The following is an 18,558-nucleotide window of genomic DNA, read 5'->3' on the forward strand; positions in this document are numbered from 1 at the left end:
GCTAGACACGGTGGTCCCTATGATGCTGAACCCCGCTGATCGACCTTACTTCAGCCTGAGCGTCGACGGCCCTGAGCATGATTTTCAAATCCTTTCCTTTACCGGCCACGAAGCTATCAATCAGCCCTTCTGTTTCAAGCTTGAGCTGGTCAGCGAGCGCACGTCGATGGATCTCGAAAGCCTGCTGAATTGCCCCGCATTTCTGCAGTACACATCCAGGGGCAACGGCATTCATGGAATGATCGATCAGGTTTCCCAAGGCGATTCCGGCAGGCGTCTTACACACTACTCAGTCACCTTGCGACCGAACCTGGCACGGCTCAGACACCGTACCAATCAGCGTATTTTTCAGAATCGCACGGTACAGAAGATCATTGAGCAGGTACTGGAAGAACATCACCTGATGGGCGATGCCTACAGCTTCCAGCTTGGTACGACTTACCCGGAGCGCGAATACTGCGTTCAGTATGGCGAGTCGGACCTGCACTTCATCCAGCGGCTTTGCGAAGAGGAAGGCCTGCATTACCACTTCAAACACAGCCACACGGCACATCAACTGGTGTTTGGTGATGACCAGACCGTATTTCCGAAACTAAGGCCGGTTATCTATAAGCAGGACAGCGGCCTGGTGCCCGGTGATTCGGTCATCAAGCGCTTCAGGTTGCGCCTGGAAACACGTACAAACAGCGTTACCCGCCGCGATTATCACTTTGAAAAACCGCTTCTGAAAATGGAAGGTTCGGCGTATGACAACGCCTGGCCGGAGCTGGAGAACTATGAATATCCGGGCGGCTTCACTCACCGGGGTCGGGGCGCGCATCTGGCGAGTCGGGCACTTGAGCGCCATCGCCAGGATTACCGGCTGGGCGATGGCCAAAGTGATCAACCCACCTTGGTCAGCGGCCATTTTCTACCTTTGCGCGAGCACCCCAACGAGGAATGGAACGACCTGTGGCTGTTGACCGAGGTTCGTCACGAGGGCCGCCAGCCGCAGGGGCTTGAGGAGTCCGCCTATGCATTACAGGACAAGGGTGACTTTCATCAGGGCTATCGCAATACCTTTCTCGCTACACCGTGGCAAGCCTCGTATCGCCCTCCCCGGCATCATCCCAAGCCAAGAATATTCGGCAGCCAGACTGCTGTGGTCACCGGTCCGAAAGATCAGGAAATACACTGCGACCGGCACGGTCGGGTCAAAGTGCAGTTTCATTGGGACCGCGAGGGGCAGGCCAATGATCGGAGCAGTTGCTGGGTAAGGGTTTCGTCCGGTTGGGCCGGTAATCACTACGGCAGCATGGTCATCCCGCGAGTCGGTATGGAAGTACTGGTGACGTTCCTTGACGGCGACCCTGACCGTCCATTGGTCAGCGGCTGCCTGTACCACGCAGAGCACGTCCCGCCCTACGACCTGCCTGCACATCAGACGCGCAGTGTATTCAAGACCCTGAGCAGCCCCGGTGGCAATGGTTCCAACGAACTGCGCATCGAAGACCGGGCCGGTCAGGAGCAGATCTACATTCATGCCCAGCGCGACTGGGAGCAGAACATCGAGCATGAGCAGAAAATCCGGGTCGGTCATCATCGGCATGAGCGGATCGAAGGCAACAGCTATAGCGAGTTCAAGACCGAGGAACATCGGACTGTCGATGGCGACCGGCTGACCGAGGTAAAAGCGAGCGATCACGTCACGGTGGGCGGAACCCGGCACATCAGAGTGGGTGATGGATTACTGGCCCACGCCGGACAGGAAATCCACCTCAAAGCCGGTAACAAACTGATCATCGAGGCGGGGCTGGAAATCACGCTAAAAGCAGGCGGCTCCTTTATCAAGATTGATGCCAGTGGCGTGACCGTGAACGGGTCTCAGATAAAGCTCAATTCGGGGGGCAGCCCCGGAAACGGCTCTGGAGCAACCCCGCTACTTCCAGGCAATGCAGAGCGACCAGAAGCTGGCGAATCAGGTGACATGCTGATCTCCGCACAGCGACAGGCAATGACACGCAGCCCACTTTGTAGCCAATGCTCGCAAGCAACCGAAGAAACGAAAAAATGAATCAAGCCAATTACCTGTTGATTGACGGAGTGCTGAGACCTGACGCCGTAAAGCAGCTATACCAGTACGACGAGCCTATCGAGATCGCTCCGCTTTATCTCGGCACACGGTGGGCGGAGATCATGGATTTAGGCCCTGTACTTGTGCGCACGGCTCATCCCTCCGAACTCATTGCGCAGTGGCATCGACATCCTGAACAACGTATCGACGCCTGCATTTTTTCCAGCAATGCGTCCTTGAAAATCGTCTCTGAACATTTGCAGCGTTTCCTGAGCCCCCTTGATTATCTCGGTCATTCAAGTCTGCTGCGCTTCGCAGATCCGCTGGTGATGCACTACTGGCTATCGAGCTATGACCCTGAACATTTGAGCTCGACGCTAGGCCCAATCGATCAACTTTGGGTTCAGAGCCCCCAGCGCAGTTGGCAACAAAACCTCGATCCAGCGATCACGACATTTGTTAACGAACGTGCGCAAAAAGTCTCTCGATCGCATTTTTCTCTGGTGAGCGAACGTCAGTTGCAAGCCTTCGAAAGCTGCTATCGATGGCTCTTCGAAGGGCGAATTTATGAATGGGTCAAAAAGCAGGATCCGCTGGCCTTTCTGGACCAGAGCGACGATCAGATCGAAATCTGGCTGACGCATGTCGTGGACAGCGCAATTGAGTGGGGGCTGGTCAGTGAATATGCATTGGCGACCTGGGCAGACATCTGCCACGACTGGGGTCTTGGCTTTGCGAGCTCGCCACAGGGCCACTACCAATCCTGGTGTGCTCAACACCCCGAGCAACAGCGCTTGCCCCCGGAACTCCGCGTAACCGGACTCGATGAATACCGTCAGAAAGTTCGTATAGACAGGGATGCCACGCATGACCGATAAATCCGGCACACATTCGCAACGACGTGCTGCAACGTTCGCCAAGATACCCGCCACGGCCACCAGTCTGTGCCCCTTCCGAAAACCTGAGGTCGCCATCGTGCCAGTGCGCTATGCGCTGGACCGCTCCCGCTACGATGCCGCGCCCGAGAAGCTGAAACCGCTACTCAAGGGCAGCCGCTGGGCGGTGATGCCGAAGCTGAAAACACGCAGTTATACCCTTCGCCAACTGTATGACGGCTATGTGTATGTCTACGACGAAACAGCCGAGACGTTGCATGAGTACGCGGTGTCAGCCGCCACAGGCAACCTGAGCCGTATTGTCTGGACCGATGCGCAGCTTGGCAGTGACCAGCGCAGTGGCGGCAGCGACGGCAAGCCTTTTCTGCTGTATCCGCGAAACAACCGGCTTCACATCGCTTTTTCAGCGCAGCAGTGGACGTGGCGAATCTGCGAACACCTGCGCTCCAATCCGGCAAGCCGCGCGTCATGGATGAAAATGCTGGATCTGAAGCGCTATTGCATGACCATGGCCGAGCCGGATACCTTGCCGTTGAACCGTATCGCCGAAGCGGTGGCGGACATCGACAAGGAGTATGTGGTCGATGATGACCGCTTTGCAGACTCGGCGATCCCCACATCCAAGGCCTCCAGCGAGGAAGCCGATCCGCTGTTTTCACCAATCGGCGCTGACGTTTTCTGGCAGGGCAGCGTTGAAGATCAGGACAGCTCCCTGCTCATTGCTCTTGATGATCCACTGGCCATTTTCAATGATCTGGGCATGCAACTGGCCGCCGATCAGGCCGCTTACCGCAACTGGCAAGCCGAACACGAACACAAGATCCAGATTGCCCAGACCGTCACCACGCTATGTGGCGCTGAAAGTGAACCGGAGAAACTGCCGGCATCGGTACGCGGCAATGCCGCGCTCACTCACCAGTATCTGGGCGAGCTCGAAGCTTACTTCGAGCAGTGCATCCTTGAGGAAGCGCAGATCAGCGGCAGTAACGTTCCCGGCGATTTTCTGCTGATGCCGGACATGTTCAAGAGCCTGGATATGCGCAAATCGATTGAAATGCGATACGGCAGCGCGCCCTCCGACCAGGCCCTGCAAGCCTGGAAAGATCGCCACAAATGGCGTCGCGAGGTCGATCTGAGTGGTGCCCGTGCGTACCTTCAGCAGCACCTGCCAACCGGCGACACACTTCTGCAACAGGTGCGTGACACGCAAAGCGATTTCCGGCAATGGTCGACTCATCTGGGTACAGAACCGCTCAAGCTGTTTATCGACACCTCTCACCCTGAAAGCCTGCTGTACCTGCAAACGCTCATGCTCAACCTGCAGATCATTTACGCTCAGGACAACGCCGCCAGCGCCTGGCTCGCCGAACAGGAAACCAACGACAGCAGCCTGTTTGGCACGTTGCGCTACGGCTTCTCACCGGCGCTCAAACACGCGCTGCATCAGGAGGCCAACGCGCTGCTGAACGGCCTCGGCGACATCACCAACCTGGCCACCCGCATCGGCGAACTCAACGGCACGCTCAATCACCAGGGCTTTGCCGACAAGCCGTGGATGAAGGCGCTGAAACAACCTGTTCAGGACACCTTCAAAGCCCTCGGCCAACTGGCCAGCAGCGCAGGCAAGGCAACGTTCGAAAGTATCCTGCTGGCCTGGGTGCCCATAGACAGCCGCATGGCGGTGGGCAAGCAGCAGAACATCGTCGCTCTGATTCAAACACTGTTGATCGGCCAGATTTTGCTCGACTCAAAGGCGCGTGTTGCAATCGATCACACAATGCTCGCGAAGCTGAAAAACTGGATCAGTGAGTGGCAGGTACTCAACAAACAGATCAGCGACACCCGCCGCAGCTGGCTCTACCCAACCGCTTACAACCCCCGTAAAAGCATCGCCAGCCACCTGCGCGCGCTCGAGCAAAAGCTTCGCCTGCACGAACTGAGCATGCCCGCCCTGCTCGACTTTCAGAACAACCAATACGCCAGGCAGTTGCAGGACGAGATTCGCCTGCACTTCCAGTCCGGCAAAGCCATCACCAAAGAATGGCTGAGCACCGCCAGGCGCTGGTTCGATGGACTGGGTGGGATTGCCGGCTCGATCACCTGGGGCGTGATCATGCTCAACTTCATCAACACCGCCTTCACCTATCGCGACCTTACTCGGGATGGAGAATTCAGTGCCAAGGACATCGGCAAGGTGACGTATGGGTTGGGGTATAGCTTTAACTTGTTGATGGCGGTGTTTGTTGAAGCGCCGTGGGCAATTATCAGGGATGCGACGCCGGTGCTGATCGATGGCAAGAATGTGGGGATTCTGGATCGCTCTGCGGGTTACTGGAGGGCGAAGGGAAATGCGGCGTGGAGTGGTGCGATACGGGGGTTCAAGGTTTCGATGGTGGCGATGGGGGCGTTTGGGATAGCGGCGTCTACGTTGGAGTTGATAGACATCTACGATGACCTGACTAAAACAAAAACAACTGAAGAGGCAACTGTCACACGTATAAAATTTGGTTCAGTAGGCCTTATGGCGATAGGCAGCACATTCCAGCTCGCTGCAGGAATTCTTCCAACCAGTTCTTATACATTGGTTGCAATGAACCCGTGGTTTAGCGTAGCAATTCTGCTAACAGGTGTGATTTATCTATTGACTAATATGGCGTTGAATTATTTCAAGCAAGATAGCGTTGGATGGTGGCTGCGAAAATGCAGCTGGTCCAAATCAATCAACTACCATTATTCAACAGATGCAGATGGTCAACTTGAAGAAAAACTTGCTCTGCTCACGATACAGCTGAGCCCTCAGGTTCATGTTAAAAGCACCACACGCGACGAAGACCATTATTTTGGTAGAGATACCCCCTATAGCGCTCCGGTACAATACGGTGCTGGTGTGCAAATTCTTCTGCCAAGCGCAGTGCGCGGACAATCAGTACATTTCAATATCATCAGTAGTAAACGTCCACTGGGCGTGCTGCCTGTAGCAAAAATTGATGACCCGATACTCGCCCCCTTTCTCGACAGAGGACAGTTCAAGAAGGTTGATCAATTTAAAAAGCTTGTCAATCAGCCCGCTCGCAAAGCCCAAGAAGATTTCACATTTCCGCTTATGCCCCCTGAAAGTGAAGATGTTGTTTGGGAAACCTGGGTGCCGCTTGAGAAAGACGCAACGTATCTGGAACTACAAATATGGTATCCCGACAGTCTGATAAGACCTGGTCAACAGGACGTAGGCTACCTGTTTCAACTGAAACTTGATAGTCAGGGAGATACAGCAGTCGACGGGCTGGCACATGTCGAACTGGAAATAAAAGCGTCTAGTCGAATCAGCACCTTGACACTTGAAATAGCGGAATAACATCATGACTGATAAAACGAAAGCCCCTATCTTGCAAAAAACAAAAAACAACATCGCTGATGATTCAGGTAATGCTAAAATAATCAGTCCGAGCCTAGCGAGCAACGATATTTTTAACTGGTCCATAAAAACCATGGCAAGATCCCCCAATGAAATATTTTGGACCCAGCTAGGTACGATATTTATATGCGCGCTGCCCATGAGCTTCTGCATATGGCTTGGCAGGGATGTCTATCTAGAGAAGCCCTCTGAGGCACTTTTTCTGGTGTACACATTTGCGGGCGCCGCCATCTACATCATAGCGTTAGGCGTCCGCCAAAAAACCATCTACAACTACACCATCAAAACCGACAGAGCCCACCTCGAGTACTACCTCCACTACCCCGACTTCGCCTCTTCCTTTTTCAAAGGCATCGCCATCGCCGTGATCATGCTGTTCGTATTCGTCGCCATACTCACCGGCTCACTGCTCTTCCTGGTCGGCCCTGTCGCCATGGCCTTTATCGCAGCGATCAAGCTACTCAACTGGGAAAACCCCATCCACCACGAACAAAGCCTGCCATGGGGCGAGTACAACTTCGTCACTGTCGACCGCAAACGCTTGATGATCATCACGCACCGCACCGACGTCACTCTCGGCTTCGAGGCCCGCTTCCAGCACGAGGTACTGTTCAACAAGTACCTGAGCTTTCTCCACACCGTGCTCCCCTCCACGGCCGAGTTCACCGAAAAAGCCTGGAAGTGGTAGCACACCCAAGCTAACGTACACGCCGGAATTTCAAGCCATACCCACCAAGGCCTCACCATGATCCAGATCCGCCCCATGACACCGGAAGATTTCGAGCGCTTCTGGCCCACCTTTCAGGCTGTCGTCATCGCTCAGGAAACCTACGCCTACGACCCTGCCCTCACTCAGGAGCAGGCTCGCGATCTGTGGATGAAGGCGCCGCTGCACACGCTGATTGCCGAGGAAGATGGCCAGCTGTTGGGCAGCTATTACCTGAAGGCCAATGCGGCAGGCCCGGGCAATCATGTCTGCAACTGTGGCTATATGGTGACGGACGCGGCGCGAGGGCGCGGTGTGGCGCGGTTGATGTGCGAGCATTCGCAGCAACTGGCGCGCGACAGCGGGTTCCTGGCGATGCAGTTCAATTCGGTGGTCGCCAGCAATGAGGTGGCGGTCGGGTTGTGGAACAAGCTGGGTTTCGAGACGGTCGGGCGGTTGCCCAAGGCTTATCGTCATGCCCGATTGGGCCTGGTGGATTGTCTGGTGATGTTCAAGTGGCTGGCTGATGACCCGGTGGCCAAAGAGCCTGCGCAGCCCAAGCTGATTGGCCGCAAGAATATCGAATCCGTGGTGTCGCGTCCGCGTCGAAAATAAGCATGACGCGCACATGAAAACGGGGCCTGCTCAGCATGAGCAGGCCCCGTTTTGCATTACAGCTCGGTGCTTATTTGCCAGCCCCCATGTCGGGCTGCTTCTGCAGCAATACCCGAGTCACTCGGCGCTCTTCCACACCGACGACGTGCAGGTTCCAGCCCTGCCAGCTGAGGCTGTCGCCGGTAGACGGCAGGCGATCCAGCAGGCTCATGACCAGTCCGGCCAGGGTCTGATAATCCTCGGTCGCTTTGGCCTGGAAGCCGGTGCGCTCGCGAATCAGGCTCAGGTTCAAGGCACCCGATACCACGAAGTCCTCGCCCTGCTCGACGATGTCCGGGCCTTCCACTTCGCTGGCGTCAGGCAGCTGGCCAGCGATGGACTCAAGAATGTCGGTCATGCTCAATACACCGATGAAGTCACCAAACTCGTTGACCACAAAGGCGATGTGCGTCGATTCCTTGCGCATCTGCTCCAGGGCATTGAGGATGGTGAAGCTTTCCAGCAGGTTGATTGCCTTGCGCGACATCAGTTTCAAGTCGGGCTCGTTGCCGGACAACAGCTCCTTGAACAGCTCTTTCTTGTGCACGAAGCCCAGCGGCTCATCGATACCGCGCTCGCCAATCAGCGGCAGACGCGAGTAGGACGAGTGCATCAGTTTCAGACGGATCTTTTCGGCACTGTCGTTCAGGTCGATACAGTCAACTTCCGCCCTCGGCGTCATCACAGTGCGAATCGGCCGCTCTGCCAGCTGCAGTACGCCGCTGATCATCACACGCTCACGACGGTCGAACACCGGCTCGCTGCTTTCCCCATCCAGCATGTCGGTGATTTCCTCATCGACGTCACCAGACTCCAGCTTGCGACCGCCCAACAGGCGCATCACCGCGTGGGCTGCCCGCTCGCGGCGCGGCAGGTGGCCATGGGCCGACTTCTTGCCGCGCTTGCGGGCGATCTGGTTGAACACCTCAATGAGGATCGAGAAGCCGATGGCCGCATACAGATAGCCCTTGGGAATATGGAAGCCCAGGCCTTCGGCGGTCAGGCTGAAACCGATCATCATCAGGAAGCCCAGACACAGCATGATCACCGTCGGGCGGCTGTTGACGAATTTGGTCAGCGGCTTGCTGGCAATCATCATCAGGCCGATGGAGAAGATCACCGCGATCATCATCACCGACAGGTGCTCGACCATGCCGACGGCGGTAATCACCGCATCCAGCGAAAACACGGCGTCCAGTACGACGATCTGCGCAACGATGGGCCAGAACAACGCATAGCCCGCATTACCGGCGCGCTGGGCGACATGCCCTTCCAGACGCTCGTGCAGTTCCATGGTGGCCTTGAACAGCAGGAACACACCACCAAACAGCATGATCAGGTCGCGACCGGAGAACGTCTTGCCGAACACCTCGAACAACGGCTCGGTCAGGGTCACCATCCACGAGATGCTCGCCAGCAGGCCAAGACGCATGATCAACGCCAGCGACAGGCCAATGACGCGCGCCTTGTCGCGTTGTTCAGGGGGCAGCTTGTCGGCCAGGATGGCGATGAACACCAGGTTGTCGATGCCCAGCACCAGTTCCAGCACGATAAGGGTCAGCAGGCCAAGCCATGCCGTGGGATCAGCGATCCATTCCATGGGTTATGCAGCCTCACGATAAAAATGGCAGGAGTGGTTATTGGTCACTGTAGACCAGACACCATGGCTGAACATCAGGCATGGCGTTGCAGCGTCAGGACGCGAAGGTCTGCCGGAATCCATACAGTGCAAGAGGTTAAGTAGAGAGACGTTCGAATGAAGCGGTCTGCTCGGTAACAGTGAAATCACCGGCCAGCCATACGCGATGGAAGGAGGACAACTCGGAGGCTCCTGGAGGGTATTCATACAGTCCTGAAAATCAATACGGGCGCTGATCGTACAATACCCATAGATGTTTCGTACGTTGAGAAAGTATTACAAGACTTGACCACGGAGCATGCTGCTTGCTGAGCAGCAAATGAGCACGGGGCGACGTTTTGTCACACCTCCAGGCACTACCAGTTGTCTCACAACAGAATGGCGCGGGTAGATGCGCCAATCCATTTGTTTTAAAATGTTTCCATAACGTCAGGCATGCGCAGTGCTTCTCGCGATCCGTTTCACATCGCCCTTCACTGCTCGCCTGAACAGAATCATAAAAAGAAAGCCCGTCATAGACGGGCTTTTTTCGTTTTCAGCTTTTGCATCCGATGTCCTCGACGGCATCAGGGCAACCCGTTTTCTTGACCTTTGAGGTGATTTACCCATGCTGCGCATCGTTGTTGTTCATTTGTTCCAGTGGCTCAAGCGTCTGTCGTCCGCGCTGTTCTTCCGCAGCGCAGAGGACAACTATTCGCGCAGCTTCACACGCGAAAACGATGACGAAGGCCGCTGGACCTTTGTTTCGATCGTCATCGTTCTGACCCTCAGCCTTTATTGCCTGGCTGGCCTGGGTTACTACGCCAAGACCAATATCTGGGACGGCTTCACTCAGGAGCAGAAAGACAATATCGCGCAGGCCATGGTAGTCAGCTCGCAGAATCTCTGAGAGGCACTGGATTCGACCCAACGGGGGAAGCGAAAGCTTCCCCCGTTTTCGTTTCACCGGTTTGTCATGAGGCGGCTTGTCATGAAGCGGCTTTTCTGCGAGAAAGCCCGCTCGCGCCAATGACAGAGCGCGCAGCAACCGGAAGCATCGCAATGAGCAAAGAATTACAGATTACTGATCTGCACCTCGGCGAGGGCAAGGCAGCGGTAAAGGGTGCGCTGATCACCACGCATTACACCGGAACCCTTGAGGACGGGACTGTGTTCGATTCCTCCCACGAGCGTGGCAAGCCATTTCAGTGTGTGATCGGCACCGGTCGCGTCATCAAGGGCTGGGACCAGGGCCTGATGGGCATGAAAGTCGGCGGCAAGCGTCAATTGTTCGTCCCTGCCCACCTGGCCTACGGCGACAGAAGCATGGGCGCGCACATCAAGCCCGGTGCCGACCTGACGTTCGAAATAGAACTGCTGGAAGTGCTGACCCGCGACGATTGAGCAGCTTGCCTTGCAGATCAGCCTGCATCGGCCGATACCCTGACACACAGGCACACGCCTGATTGCTTGTTATCGCAGAAAAAGCCATGCTCCGGGTATGGAATTCAAGGTCTTGGCACAGGAACACGTATGGCGCTCAATAAGTCGACTCAGGAGCTGAAGCGACACCTGAAAGGGACAGCAACCAACCTGGAAAACACGGCGGAAGAAATTCTCAAACTCGCCTCACAGATGAACGATGTGGATGTCACCGCAGTGCTGCAGATGGTCAACCGTCTTTACAGCGATGCCGACCAGCTCAAAGCCTATGCTGATGAGGTAAAGGCCAAGCGAATCGTGCGCGCCAAGCCGCTGTAAATCGCTGCACCTGCGTTCAGACGTGCGTTCTTCGCTCCAGAGGGCCTTCGATGCTGCCACAGCCCGCCACTTCCAGCGTCAGCCCCAGGCACCTGAGCATGCAGAAATGGCGTGGCCGGGTCGGTATGGGGCTGGTTGCGAGCCTGTCGGTTCTGGCCGGCATGACCGATGCCATCGGCTTCATGGCGACCGGCGACTTCGTTTCGTTCATGAGTGGCAACACCACCCGGCTTGCCGTCGCGATCAGTGATGGCGACCTGAGCGTGACGGTGCGTCTGACCCTTGCAATCCTTGCTTTCATTGCCGGCAACGCGCTGGGCGTGGTGGTTGCGCGCCTTGGCGGGCGGCGCGCCCTGCCCCTGCTGCTGGGCATCGCCACGCTGCTGTGTGCCGCTGCCGCATGGCCGCTGGAAAGCAATATGCTCGCACTGATCTGGGCGATTCTGGCCATGGGCATGCTCAACGCCGCCGTCGAGCAGGTCAACGGGCTGCCGGTCGGCCTGACTTATGTAACCGGCGCGCTGTCGCGGTTCGGTCGTGGCCTGGGTCGCTGGATGCTCGGGGAACGCCGGGACGGCTGGCGCGTGCAACTGGTCCCCTGGGTCGGCATGTTCATCGGCGCCGTGATAGGTGCGCTACTCGAGCATCGCCTGGGACTCAACGCCCTGTTGATCAGCGGCAGTCTGTCGACGTTGCTGGGGCTGGTTTCGCTGAAAATCCCGCACCGCTGGCAACGTCAATACATGCCACGCTGAACCCTGCGATGCCCATCTGCTGAAATACGTTTACCATACGCCGCTTTTCCTGACTGACCTGCGCCATGACCCCTGAAGCACTCGCGATTCTGCAACAGCACCTGATCGACGCGTTGAACAACGTCCCGAATGAAACCCGCCGCCTGTTTCACGGCCGTGGTCGTGTGTGGCCGGGGCTGGAGCACATCACCGTTGACTGGATGCAGGGCGTGGTGCTGGTCTCGGTGTTCAAGGAGCCTCTTGAATCCGAGCTGGCAGCATTGACGCAGCTGTTGCACGCCTTGATCGACTCACCCCAGTGGCAGCAGAGCCAGGCTCACACCCTGCTGCTGCAACATCGTTATCTGCCGCAGAGCACGACGCAATGGCTGACTGGCGAGGTCGTGGATGAATGGGTGATCACCGAAAACGGCCTGCGCTACAAAGTCGATTTCGGCAAAAAACAGAACAGCGGGCTGTTTCTGGACATGCGCTACGGCCGTGAATGGGTGCAGGCTCAGGCCAAGGGCAAGCGCATCCTCAATCTGTTCGCCTACACCTGCGGCTTCTCGGTCGCCGCCCTGGCCGGGGGTGCCGACCACGTCGTGAATCTGGACATGGCCCGTGCTGCGTTGAATCGCGGCCGCGAGAATCATCGCCTCAATGATCAGGACCTCAGCCGCGTGACCTTTCTGGGCCATGACCTGTTCAAATCCTGGGCCAAGGTCACCCGCTGCGGCCCTTATGACCTGATCATCATTGACCCGCCGTCCTTCCAGAAAGGCAGTTTCATGCTCGACAAGGACTACCAGCGTGTCCTGCGCCGCCTGCCGGAGTTGCTGGACGAGAACGGCTCGGTGCTGGCGTGCATGAACGATCCCGCGCTGGGACCGGACTTTCTGATTCAGCACACCGCAGTCGAAGCACCTTGCCTGCGCTTCGAGCAGCGCCTGGAAAATCCGCCGGAGTTCCCCGACGCTCGCGCCGAGGGCGGCTTGAAGGCGCTGGTGTTCAAGGCAGAAGGCCTGAGCCGCAGCGGGTGGGCATAGCGAGCAAGGACTGACAGCCTCTTCAACGCCGAAAAGGCTGTCAGGTTCTCAAACTACTCAAGCACCCAAATCAGGCACCCAAACGCGAGATCACATCACTGAGGCCATTAGAAAGGCCCCGCAGTTCCTGACTGGCGTTCTGAGTGCGTTTGACGTTGTCCTGATTGGTCACGGCGATGGCGGTGATTTCAGTGAGGTTGCGCGAGATGTCCTCTGCCACGGAAGTCTGCTCTTCGGCAGCCGTCGCAATCTGGCGATTCATGTCGCGAATATTCTCCACGGCCATGGTAATACGCTGCAGGGTTGCGCCAGCGTTCGCGACCTGCTCGACGCTCTCTTCACTCCGCGCCTGACCGCCCTGAATGGCCTGCACTGCATCACTGGCTCCGGTCTGCACCGAATTGATGATCTGATTGATTTCGGAGGTTGAAACGGCAGTACGCTGCGCCAGTGTACGAACCTCGTCAGCCACCACCGCGAAACCGCGTCCGGCGTCACCGGCACGTGCAGCTTCGATGGCGGCATTCAGCGCCAGCAGATTGGTCTGATCGGCAATGCTGCGAATCACCTCCAGCACTTTGCCGATACGGCCGCTGTCAGTTTCCAGCCGCCCGATGACATCGGCCGTAGAAGCGATCTCGTTGCGCATGCGGGTGATCGTCGCAATGGTCAATTGCATGACCCTCTCGCCATCCTGAGCGCTCTGGTCGGCCTCATCCGCAGCTCGCGCAGCATCGGCGGCATGTCGGGCAACGTCCTGAGCGGTGGCAGACATCTCGGTCATGGCGGTCGCGACCTGATCGGTACGCTCGAACTGCTCATGAGTGCCTTGCGCCATCAACTCGGCAATGGCATTCAGCTCGCCGCCCGCCGTGTCCAGATCGGTGCTGCTGCGCTTGAGGCGGTTGAAGGTGTCGGCCAGAAAATCCCGCAGGGTATTTGCGGCAACGGCCAGACGACCCAGTTCGTCCTGTCGCGTGACCTCGACACGCGCCCCGAATTTGCCTTCGCTCAACTGGGCGACGTATTCGATAAGCATGCGAATGGGCGCAATCAGGTTGCGATTGACCATCCACAGCGCCAACAAACCGACCAGCAGCGCAGACACCAGCATCACCACGGCACCGACCAGAATGGTACGTTGGGCTTCATGGCTGATGGCAACGGACTGAGCGTCGCTGCTCTTGTGCAATTGATCGACCAGACCAGCCATCTGCTCGCTGGTCGGACGGTCGACGCCTTTGACCGCCATGTCACCCGCGCCAGCGTCACCGCCCGCAGCAACAAACGCATCACGACCGGTCCGGTAGGCCGTACCCAGCGCCTGGTGTGCCTGCTGCAGCGTCTGCACCTGGCTTTTCAATGCAGCGTCGGTGCCGTGCATTTCAGCAAGCCGACCCAGTGTGCCTTGCACCTTGCGCTCCTGCTCTTCGAATTGCCCCCAGTACTTGTCACGCTCGGAAGGCGTTTTGCCACGCAACAGGACGTTTTTCCACTCCTGCACCTGAATCTTGAATTGCAGGTTGGCTTCGTCAACCAACTGCGACGCCCGCACCGGACCGTCGATAAGGCCGCGATAAGCCTGCACGTTGTCGGAGAGAAAGTTGAAGCAGGCCAACGCAATGACCAGCACAAGCGCAAGACTACCGCCGAGCAGACCTAAAATTTGCAGCCGCAGGGATTTGGACATCGGGACGATCTCTGGAGAAAAAGAATCCGCGGGATACGCGAAAGTTGCAGGCACGTCCCTGTAGACCGATCTTGTGGATCAGGTATGTGTGGCCCCTTGGAATCAACATCGGCCCACAAGACTTTTTCTTTAAAAACAGCGATGGTCGGCAATATACCCGATAAAAGATCAAAAACTGCCGGAAAAGGAATGCTGCCTAATCAACCTGCCCGAACACCTGGCTGGGCCGCCGCAGCGACGGGTCGAACGGGTTGATTCTGGCACTGATGGCCGTGGCTTCGCGCTTGAGCAGTTCGACCACGGTCATCAGGCGATCGGGCCCCAGACGGTCGGAGATGGTCGCCACACTGAGCGCAGCCACTGCACGACCGCTGCGGTCCAGGATCGGCACTGCCAGCCCGGCCATGCCCGGTAACGCGCCGGTGTTGCGCCCGGCATAGCCCAGGCGCCGCACGTTTTCCACCTCCGAACGCAGAAACACCTCGTCGTACAGGTGAAAATCCTTGAGCCGTGGCAGGTTGTAGGCAATGACCGTTTCCCGCTCGTCCTCGGGCAGAAACGCGAGAATCGCCAGACTGCCCTGCCCGACGCCCAAGGCAACACGGCCGCCGATGTCGCCGGTGAACGTGCGGATCGGGTACGGGCCTTCGCTGCGGTCCAGGCAGATCGCGTCGAAACCGCTGCGTGCCAGCAGAAACAGCGAGTCACCCAGCGATGCGGACAGGCGCAAAAGGCTGGGGCGCACCACGTCACGCAGGTTGCCGGTATTACCCGCCTTGGCGGCCAGGGCGAAGAACTCGATGCTCAACCGATAACGTTTGCTGAGCAGGTCCTGCTCGACCATGCCCTCCTCCATCAGGCTGCGCAGCAAGCGGTGTGTGGTGGGTTGCGACAGCCCGACACGCTGGGCGAGTTGCGTGACCCGCTCGCCGCCTTCATCACAATCGCCCAGACAGCGCAGTACCGCGAACAGCCGGGAAACGGCTCCCACTCCGACCTCGGCCTTCACGTTATTCCGATCAGTGGAATTATCCATGACAATATCTCTTTATATTTCCACCAAAAGAATTAATTCAAAGAAAGATGTTATTCAGTGAAATTCCTTGTTGAGCCCATCCTAGCCTTCGCCCTACTCTCAGTCCACAGGGGCGATTTGAACAATCATCGGTAGCCGACGCAGAGCGAGCGCCAACGTCCACAGAACTGCATGACTTCATTTCGCATCTGCCCATGACAAACGCGTGCTTCGGCGCGCATGCACAAAGGTGGAAGCAGGCATGGCATTTCTGCAGCTCGAAGGTCTCTCCAAACGCTACGGCTCCATTGACGCGGTGGTTGCCACCAACCTGGCCGTCGACAAGGGCGAATTCGTTTCACTGCTCGGCCCTTCCGGCTGCGGCAAAACCACCACCCTGCAAATGATCGCCGGTTTCGTTGAAGTCAGTGACGGGCGCATTGTGCTCGACGGGCGCGACATCACCCACGCCAAACCCAGCAGCCGAGGCCTCGGCGTAGTGTTTCAAAGCTATGCGCTGTTTCCGCACATGACCGTGGCCGACAACGTTGCATTTGGCCTGCGGATGCGCAAGGTGGCTGCCGCCGAGTTGCACCCGCGTGTCAAACGGGTGCTGGAGCTGGTGCGCCTCGGTCAGCATGCCGAGCGCTACCCGCGCGAGCTGTCCGGTGGTCAGCGCCAGCGGGTCGCATTGGCCCGCGCACTGGTAATCGAGCCGCCAGTGCTGCTGCTCGACGAGCCGCTGTCCAACCTGGACGCCAACCTGCGCGAAGAGATGCAGTTCGAGATCCGCCGCATTCAGAACGAAGTCGGCATTACCACGCTGATGGTCACCCATGATCAGGCCGAAGCCCTGTCGATCAGCGATCGGGTGGTGGTGATGCAGGCCGGTCGTATCACCCAGATCGACGAGCCATACAAGCTCTACGAACACCCGCGCACACGCTTCATCTCGGGTTTTGTCGGCAAGGCCAACATGTTGCAGGGTGATCTGGACAGCAGCGGCATTCCGCAGATTCGTCAGGTGCCCGGCGATGGCAGCCTGACCCTCAGCCTGCGTCCCGAGAAGATCGATCTGGTGGCGCCTGGCTGCGGACGGCTGTCCGGGCGCATCGTCACGCGTTATTTTCTCGGCAGCCAGTGGCTGTATCGGATTGAGACCGGCATTGGCGAAGTGACGGTAGTACGTCGCAACGACGGCCAGGCGCCGCTGGAACAAGGCGCGGCGGTCGACATGGACTGGCCCGACGAGTTGCTGCGCGTGCTGGATGCCGACGAGGTGCGCGCATGAGCCTGCTGAGCGAAATGCGTCAGGGCGGCCGCGGCTATTGGCTGTCAGCTCCGGCGCTGGCGTTGTATATCGGCTTGCTGGTGCTGCCGCTGGGTCTGACCCTGGTGCTGTCGTTCAACGTGTTCGACTATCAGGTCGGGGTGAAAAGCGACAGCTACACGCTGGCCAACTATGTGGCCGTGGTCACCGACTCGTATTTCTATGAAATCTTCCTGCGCACCTTCTGGATCAGTGCGCTGGTCACCCTGCTGTGCGTGCTGATCGGCGTCCCCGAAGCCTACATTCTCAGCCGCATGGGCACGCCGTGGCGCTCGATCTTCCTGATCCTGATTCTCACGCCGCTGCTGATCTCGGTGGTGGTCCGGGCGTTCGGCTGGAGCCTGCTGCTGGGCGCGGACGGTCTGATCAATCAGGTCATCCAGTTCATGGGCGGTCGCCCGGTGAAACTGCTGTACACCCCGTTTGCCGTGGTCATTGCGCTAGTCCACGTCATGTTGCCGTTCATGATCATTCCGGTCTGGACCTCGCTGCAAAAGCTCGACCCCACCGCCGAGCAGGCCGCGCTGTCGCTGGGCGCCAGCCAGGCGAAAGTCATGCGCCTGATCGTGCTGCCGCAGGTCATGCCCGGCGTGCTGTCCGGCTCGCTGATCGTGTTCGGCCTGGCCGCCAGTTCGTTCGCCATTCCCGGCCTGCTCGGCGGACGACGTCTGAAGATGGTCGCCACGGTGATCTACGACCAGTACCTCTCGGAGTTGAACTGGCCGATGGGCGCGACCCTTGCCGTGGCGCTGCTGTTGGTCAACCTTCTGGTCATGCTGTCCTGGAACCGCATGATCGAAGGCCGTTACAAAAAAACTCTGGGGGAATGATCCATGTCCAAGAACGGTCCGTTGGCCCTGTCGTTTCATGCGCTGGTGGTGATCTTCATGATGGCCCCGCTGGTCGTGGTGTGCCTGGTGGCGTTCACCCCGGAAAACACCCTGAGCCTGCCCACCACCCATTTCTCGCTGCGCTGGTTCAAGGCCGTCTTCGAGCGCGCCGACTTTATCGATTCGTTCTACAACAGCCTGATCCTGGCGTTCGTATCGGCGACGCTGGCCACCCTGATCGCAGTGCCCGCCGCCCTGGCAATCACGCGCCATACATTCCCGGGCCGCAATTTTTTCAACGCGCTGTTTCTGTCGCCGATCATCATTCCGCATCTGGTACTGGGGGTGGCGATGCTGCGCCTGTTTGCGCTGATGGGCGTGAACGGCAGCTTCACCTGGCTGATCTTCGCCCATGTGCTGGTCATCACGCCTTACGTACTGCGCCTGGTACTGGCGGCGGCAATTGGCATCGACCGCAGCGCCGAGCACGCCGCCGAGTCCCTGGGGGCCGACCGTTTCACGCTGTTTCGGCAGATCACCCTGCCAATGATCCTGCCCGGCGTGGCAGGCGGCTGGTTACTGGCGTTCATCAACAGTTTCGATGAAGTCACGCTGTCGATCTTCGTTACATCGCCCGCGACGCAGACCCTGCCGGTACGCATGTATGTCTACGCCACCGAATCCATCGACCCGATGATGGCCGCCGTATCGGCGCTGGTCATCGCCCTCACCGCCGCCACCATGATCCTGCTCGACAGGGTCTATGGGCTGGATCGCGTACTGGTCGGCAAACACTAACCGGAGCTTTGA

General features: G+C 58.0%; 16 protein-coding genes. 13 read left to right on the forward strand and 3 right to left on the reverse strand.

All coding sequences use genetic code 11. The features are described from left to right. The first annotated feature begins 22 nt into the window (after positions 1-22). From tssI to KBY02_RS08240, 5 genes are read left to right on the forward strand one after another with little or no spacing between them, the layout of a single operon-like run. Entirely contained in the window at positions 23-2,053 is a 2,031-nt protein-coding gene (tssI, locus tag KBY02_RS08220) for a type VI secretion system tip protein TssI/VgrG (protein WP_060409344.1), read from the forward strand. After that, positions 2,050-2,931, forward strand: coding sequence for a DUF4123 domain-containing protein (locus KBY02_RS08225; RefSeq protein WP_024643128.1), 882 nt, complete (start codon positions 2,050-2,052; stop codon positions 2,929-2,931). Before tssI ends, KBY02_RS08225 begins: the two co-directional genes overlap by 4 nt. Next, positions 2,921-6,301, forward strand: coding sequence for a toxin VasX (locus KBY02_RS08230; RefSeq protein WP_225650151.1), 3,381 nt, complete (start codon positions 2,921-2,923; stop codon positions 6,299-6,301). Before KBY02_RS08225 ends, KBY02_RS08230 begins: the two co-directional genes overlap by 11 nt. Before the next feature lie 4 nt (positions 6,302-6,305). After that, positions 6,306-7,049: a hypothetical protein gene (locus tag KBY02_RS08235; protein ID WP_024659955.1), complete on the forward strand. Its 744-nt coding sequence runs from the start codon at positions 6,306-6,308 to the stop codon at positions 7,047-7,049. Positions 7,050-7,106: 57 nt separating this feature from the next. Further along, positions 7,107-7,682, forward strand: coding sequence for a GNAT family N-acetyltransferase (locus tag KBY02_RS08240; protein WP_129450217.1), 576 nt, complete (start codon positions 7,107-7,109; stop codon positions 7,680-7,682). 70 nt (positions 7,683-7,752) lie between these two features. On the opposite strand, the gene KBY02_RS08245 is transcribed toward KBY02_RS08240, so the two are convergent. Then, positions 7,753-9,321: a TerC family protein gene (locus tag KBY02_RS08245; RefSeq protein WP_129450219.1), complete on the reverse strand. Its 1,569-nt coding sequence runs from the start codon at positions 9,319-9,321 to the stop codon at positions 7,753-7,755. Between the two features lie 646 nt (positions 9,322-9,967). Between KBY02_RS08245 and KBY02_RS08250 the strand changes: the two genes are divergently transcribed. The 5 genes from KBY02_RS08250 (at position 9,968) to KBY02_RS08270 (ending at position 12,883) form a co-directional block, all read left to right on the forward strand. Continuing rightward, entirely contained in the window at positions 9,968-10,249 is a 282-nt protein-coding gene (locus KBY02_RS08250; protein WP_003407574.1) for a hypothetical protein, read from the forward strand. A 152-nt stretch (positions 10,250-10,401) separates the two neighbouring features. Next, positions 10,402-10,743, forward strand: coding sequence for an FKBP-type peptidyl-prolyl cis-trans isomerase (locus KBY02_RS08255; RefSeq protein WP_003407572.1), 342 nt, complete (start codon positions 10,402-10,404; stop codon positions 10,741-10,743). A gap of 129 nt (positions 10,744-10,872) precedes the next feature. Continuing rightward, positions 10,873-11,100 (forward strand): hypothetical protein, encoded by a 228-nt coding sequence (locus KBY02_RS08260; protein WP_003317903.1) that lies wholly within the window; start codon positions 10,873-10,875, stop codon positions 11,098-11,100. A gap of 50 nt (positions 11,101-11,150) precedes the next feature. Further along, positions 11,151-11,855 carry a YoaK family protein gene (locus KBY02_RS08265; protein WP_011267604.1) on the forward strand — a complete coding sequence of 235 codons (705 nt, stop codon included), beginning with the start codon at positions 11,151-11,153 and terminating at the stop codon, positions 11,853-11,855. Between the two features lie 65 nt (positions 11,856-11,920). After that, positions 11,921-12,883 (forward strand): class I SAM-dependent methyltransferase, encoded by a 963-nt coding sequence (locus KBY02_RS08270; RefSeq protein WP_024641450.1) that lies wholly within the window; start codon positions 11,921-11,923, stop codon positions 12,881-12,883. A gap of 70 nt (positions 12,884-12,953) precedes the next feature. Here KBY02_RS08270 and KBY02_RS08275 read toward each other — a convergent pair whose 3' ends face one another. Together KBY02_RS08275 and KBY02_RS08280 are read right to left on the reverse strand one after the other, a co-directional pair. After that, positions 12,954-14,573, reverse strand: coding sequence for a methyl-accepting chemotaxis protein (locus KBY02_RS08275; RefSeq protein WP_058399086.1), 1,620 nt, complete (start codon positions 14,571-14,573; stop codon positions 12,954-12,956). 196 nt (positions 14,574-14,769) lie between these two features. Further along, a complete protein-coding gene (locus tag KBY02_RS08280; RefSeq protein ID WP_003407563.1) occupies positions 14,770-15,609 on the reverse strand; it encodes an IclR family transcriptional regulator in 840 nt (279 codons plus the stop codon). Between the two features lie 241 nt (positions 15,610-15,850). Between KBY02_RS08280 and KBY02_RS08285 the strand changes: the two genes are divergently transcribed. From KBY02_RS08285 to KBY02_RS08295, 3 genes are read left to right on the forward strand one after another with little or no spacing between them, the layout of a single operon-like run. Further along, positions 15,851-16,879, forward strand: coding sequence for an ABC transporter ATP-binding protein (locus tag KBY02_RS08285; RefSeq protein WP_011267601.1), 1,029 nt, complete (start codon positions 15,851-15,853; stop codon positions 16,877-16,879). Beyond that, positions 16,876-17,748, forward strand: coding sequence for an ABC transporter permease (locus KBY02_RS08290; RefSeq protein WP_011267600.1), 873 nt, complete (start codon positions 16,876-16,878; stop codon positions 17,746-17,748). Before KBY02_RS08285 ends, KBY02_RS08290 begins: the two co-directional genes overlap by 4 nt. 3 nt (positions 17,749-17,751) lie before the next feature. Continuing rightward, on the forward strand, positions 17,752-18,546 hold the full coding sequence (locus KBY02_RS08295; RefSeq protein ID WP_003348289.1) for an ABC transporter permease: 795 nt from the start codon (positions 17,752-17,754) through the stop codon (positions 18,544-18,546). The last annotated feature ends 12 nt before the right edge of the window (positions 18,547-18,558 follow it).

Origin of the sequence: Pseudomonas sp. P129 (assembly GCF_020312195.1) — a bacterium.
Lineage (GTDB): Bacteria > Pseudomonadota > Gammaproteobacteria > Pseudomonadales > Pseudomonadaceae > Aquipseudomonas > Aquipseudomonas fragariae.

Bases quoted from the DNA above. Each gene is read 5' to 3' on its own strand.
- KBY02_RS08295 (WP_003348289.1), top strand. From the start codon at position 17,752: ATGTCCAAGAACGGTCCGTTGGCCCTGTCGTTTCATGCGCTGGTGGTG.
- KBY02_RS08225 (WP_024643128.1), top strand. From the start codon at position 2,050: ATGAATCAAGCCAATTACCTGTTGATTGACGGAGTGCTGAGACCTGAC.
- KBY02_RS08270 (WP_024641450.1), top strand. From the start codon at position 11,921: ATGACCCCTGAAGCACTCGCGATTCTGCAACAGCACCTGATCGACGCG.
- KBY02_RS08275 (WP_058399086.1), bottom strand. From the start codon at position 14,573: ATGTCCAAATCCCTGCGGCTGCAAATTTTAGGTCTGCTCGGCGGTAGT.
- KBY02_RS08250 (WP_003407574.1), top strand. From the start codon at position 9,968: ATGCTGCGCATCGTTGTTGTTCATTTGTTCCAGTGGCTCAAGCGTCTG.
- KBY02_RS08280 (WP_003407563.1), bottom strand. From the start codon at position 15,609: ATGGATAATTCCACTGATCGGAATAACGTGAAGGCCGAGGTCGGAGTG.
- KBY02_RS08260 (WP_003317903.1), top strand. From the start codon at position 10,873: ATGGCGCTCAATAAGTCGACTCAGGAGCTGAAGCGACACCTGAAAGGG.
- KBY02_RS08230 (WP_225650151.1), top strand. From the start codon at position 2,921: ATGACCGATAAATCCGGCACACATTCGCAACGACGTGCTGCAACGTTC.
- KBY02_RS08235 (WP_024659955.1), top strand. From the start codon at position 6,306: ATGACTGATAAAACGAAAGCCCCTATCTTGCAAAAAACAAAAAACAAC.
- KBY02_RS08255 (WP_003407572.1), top strand. From the start codon at position 10,402: ATGAGCAAAGAATTACAGATTACTGATCTGCACCTCGGCGAGGGCAAG.
- KBY02_RS08285 (WP_011267601.1), top strand. From the start codon at position 15,851: ATGGCATTTCTGCAGCTCGAAGGTCTCTCCAAACGCTACGGCTCCATT.
- KBY02_RS08290 (WP_011267600.1), top strand. From the start codon at position 16,876: ATGAGCCTGCTGAGCGAAATGCGTCAGGGCGGCCGCGGCTATTGGCTG.
- KBY02_RS08240 (WP_129450217.1), top strand. From the start codon at position 7,107: ATGATCCAGATCCGCCCCATGACACCGGAAGATTTCGAGCGCTTCTGG.
- KBY02_RS08265 (WP_011267604.1), top strand. From the start codon at position 11,151: ATGCTGCCACAGCCCGCCACTTCCAGCGTCAGCCCCAGGCACCTGAGC.
- KBY02_RS08245 (WP_129450219.1), bottom strand. From the start codon at position 9,321: ATGGAATGGATCGCTGATCCCACGGCATGGCTTGGCCTGCTGACCCTT.
- tssI (WP_060409344.1), top strand. From the start codon at position 23: ATGCTGAACCCCGCTGATCGACCTTACTTCAGCCTGAGCGTCGACGGC.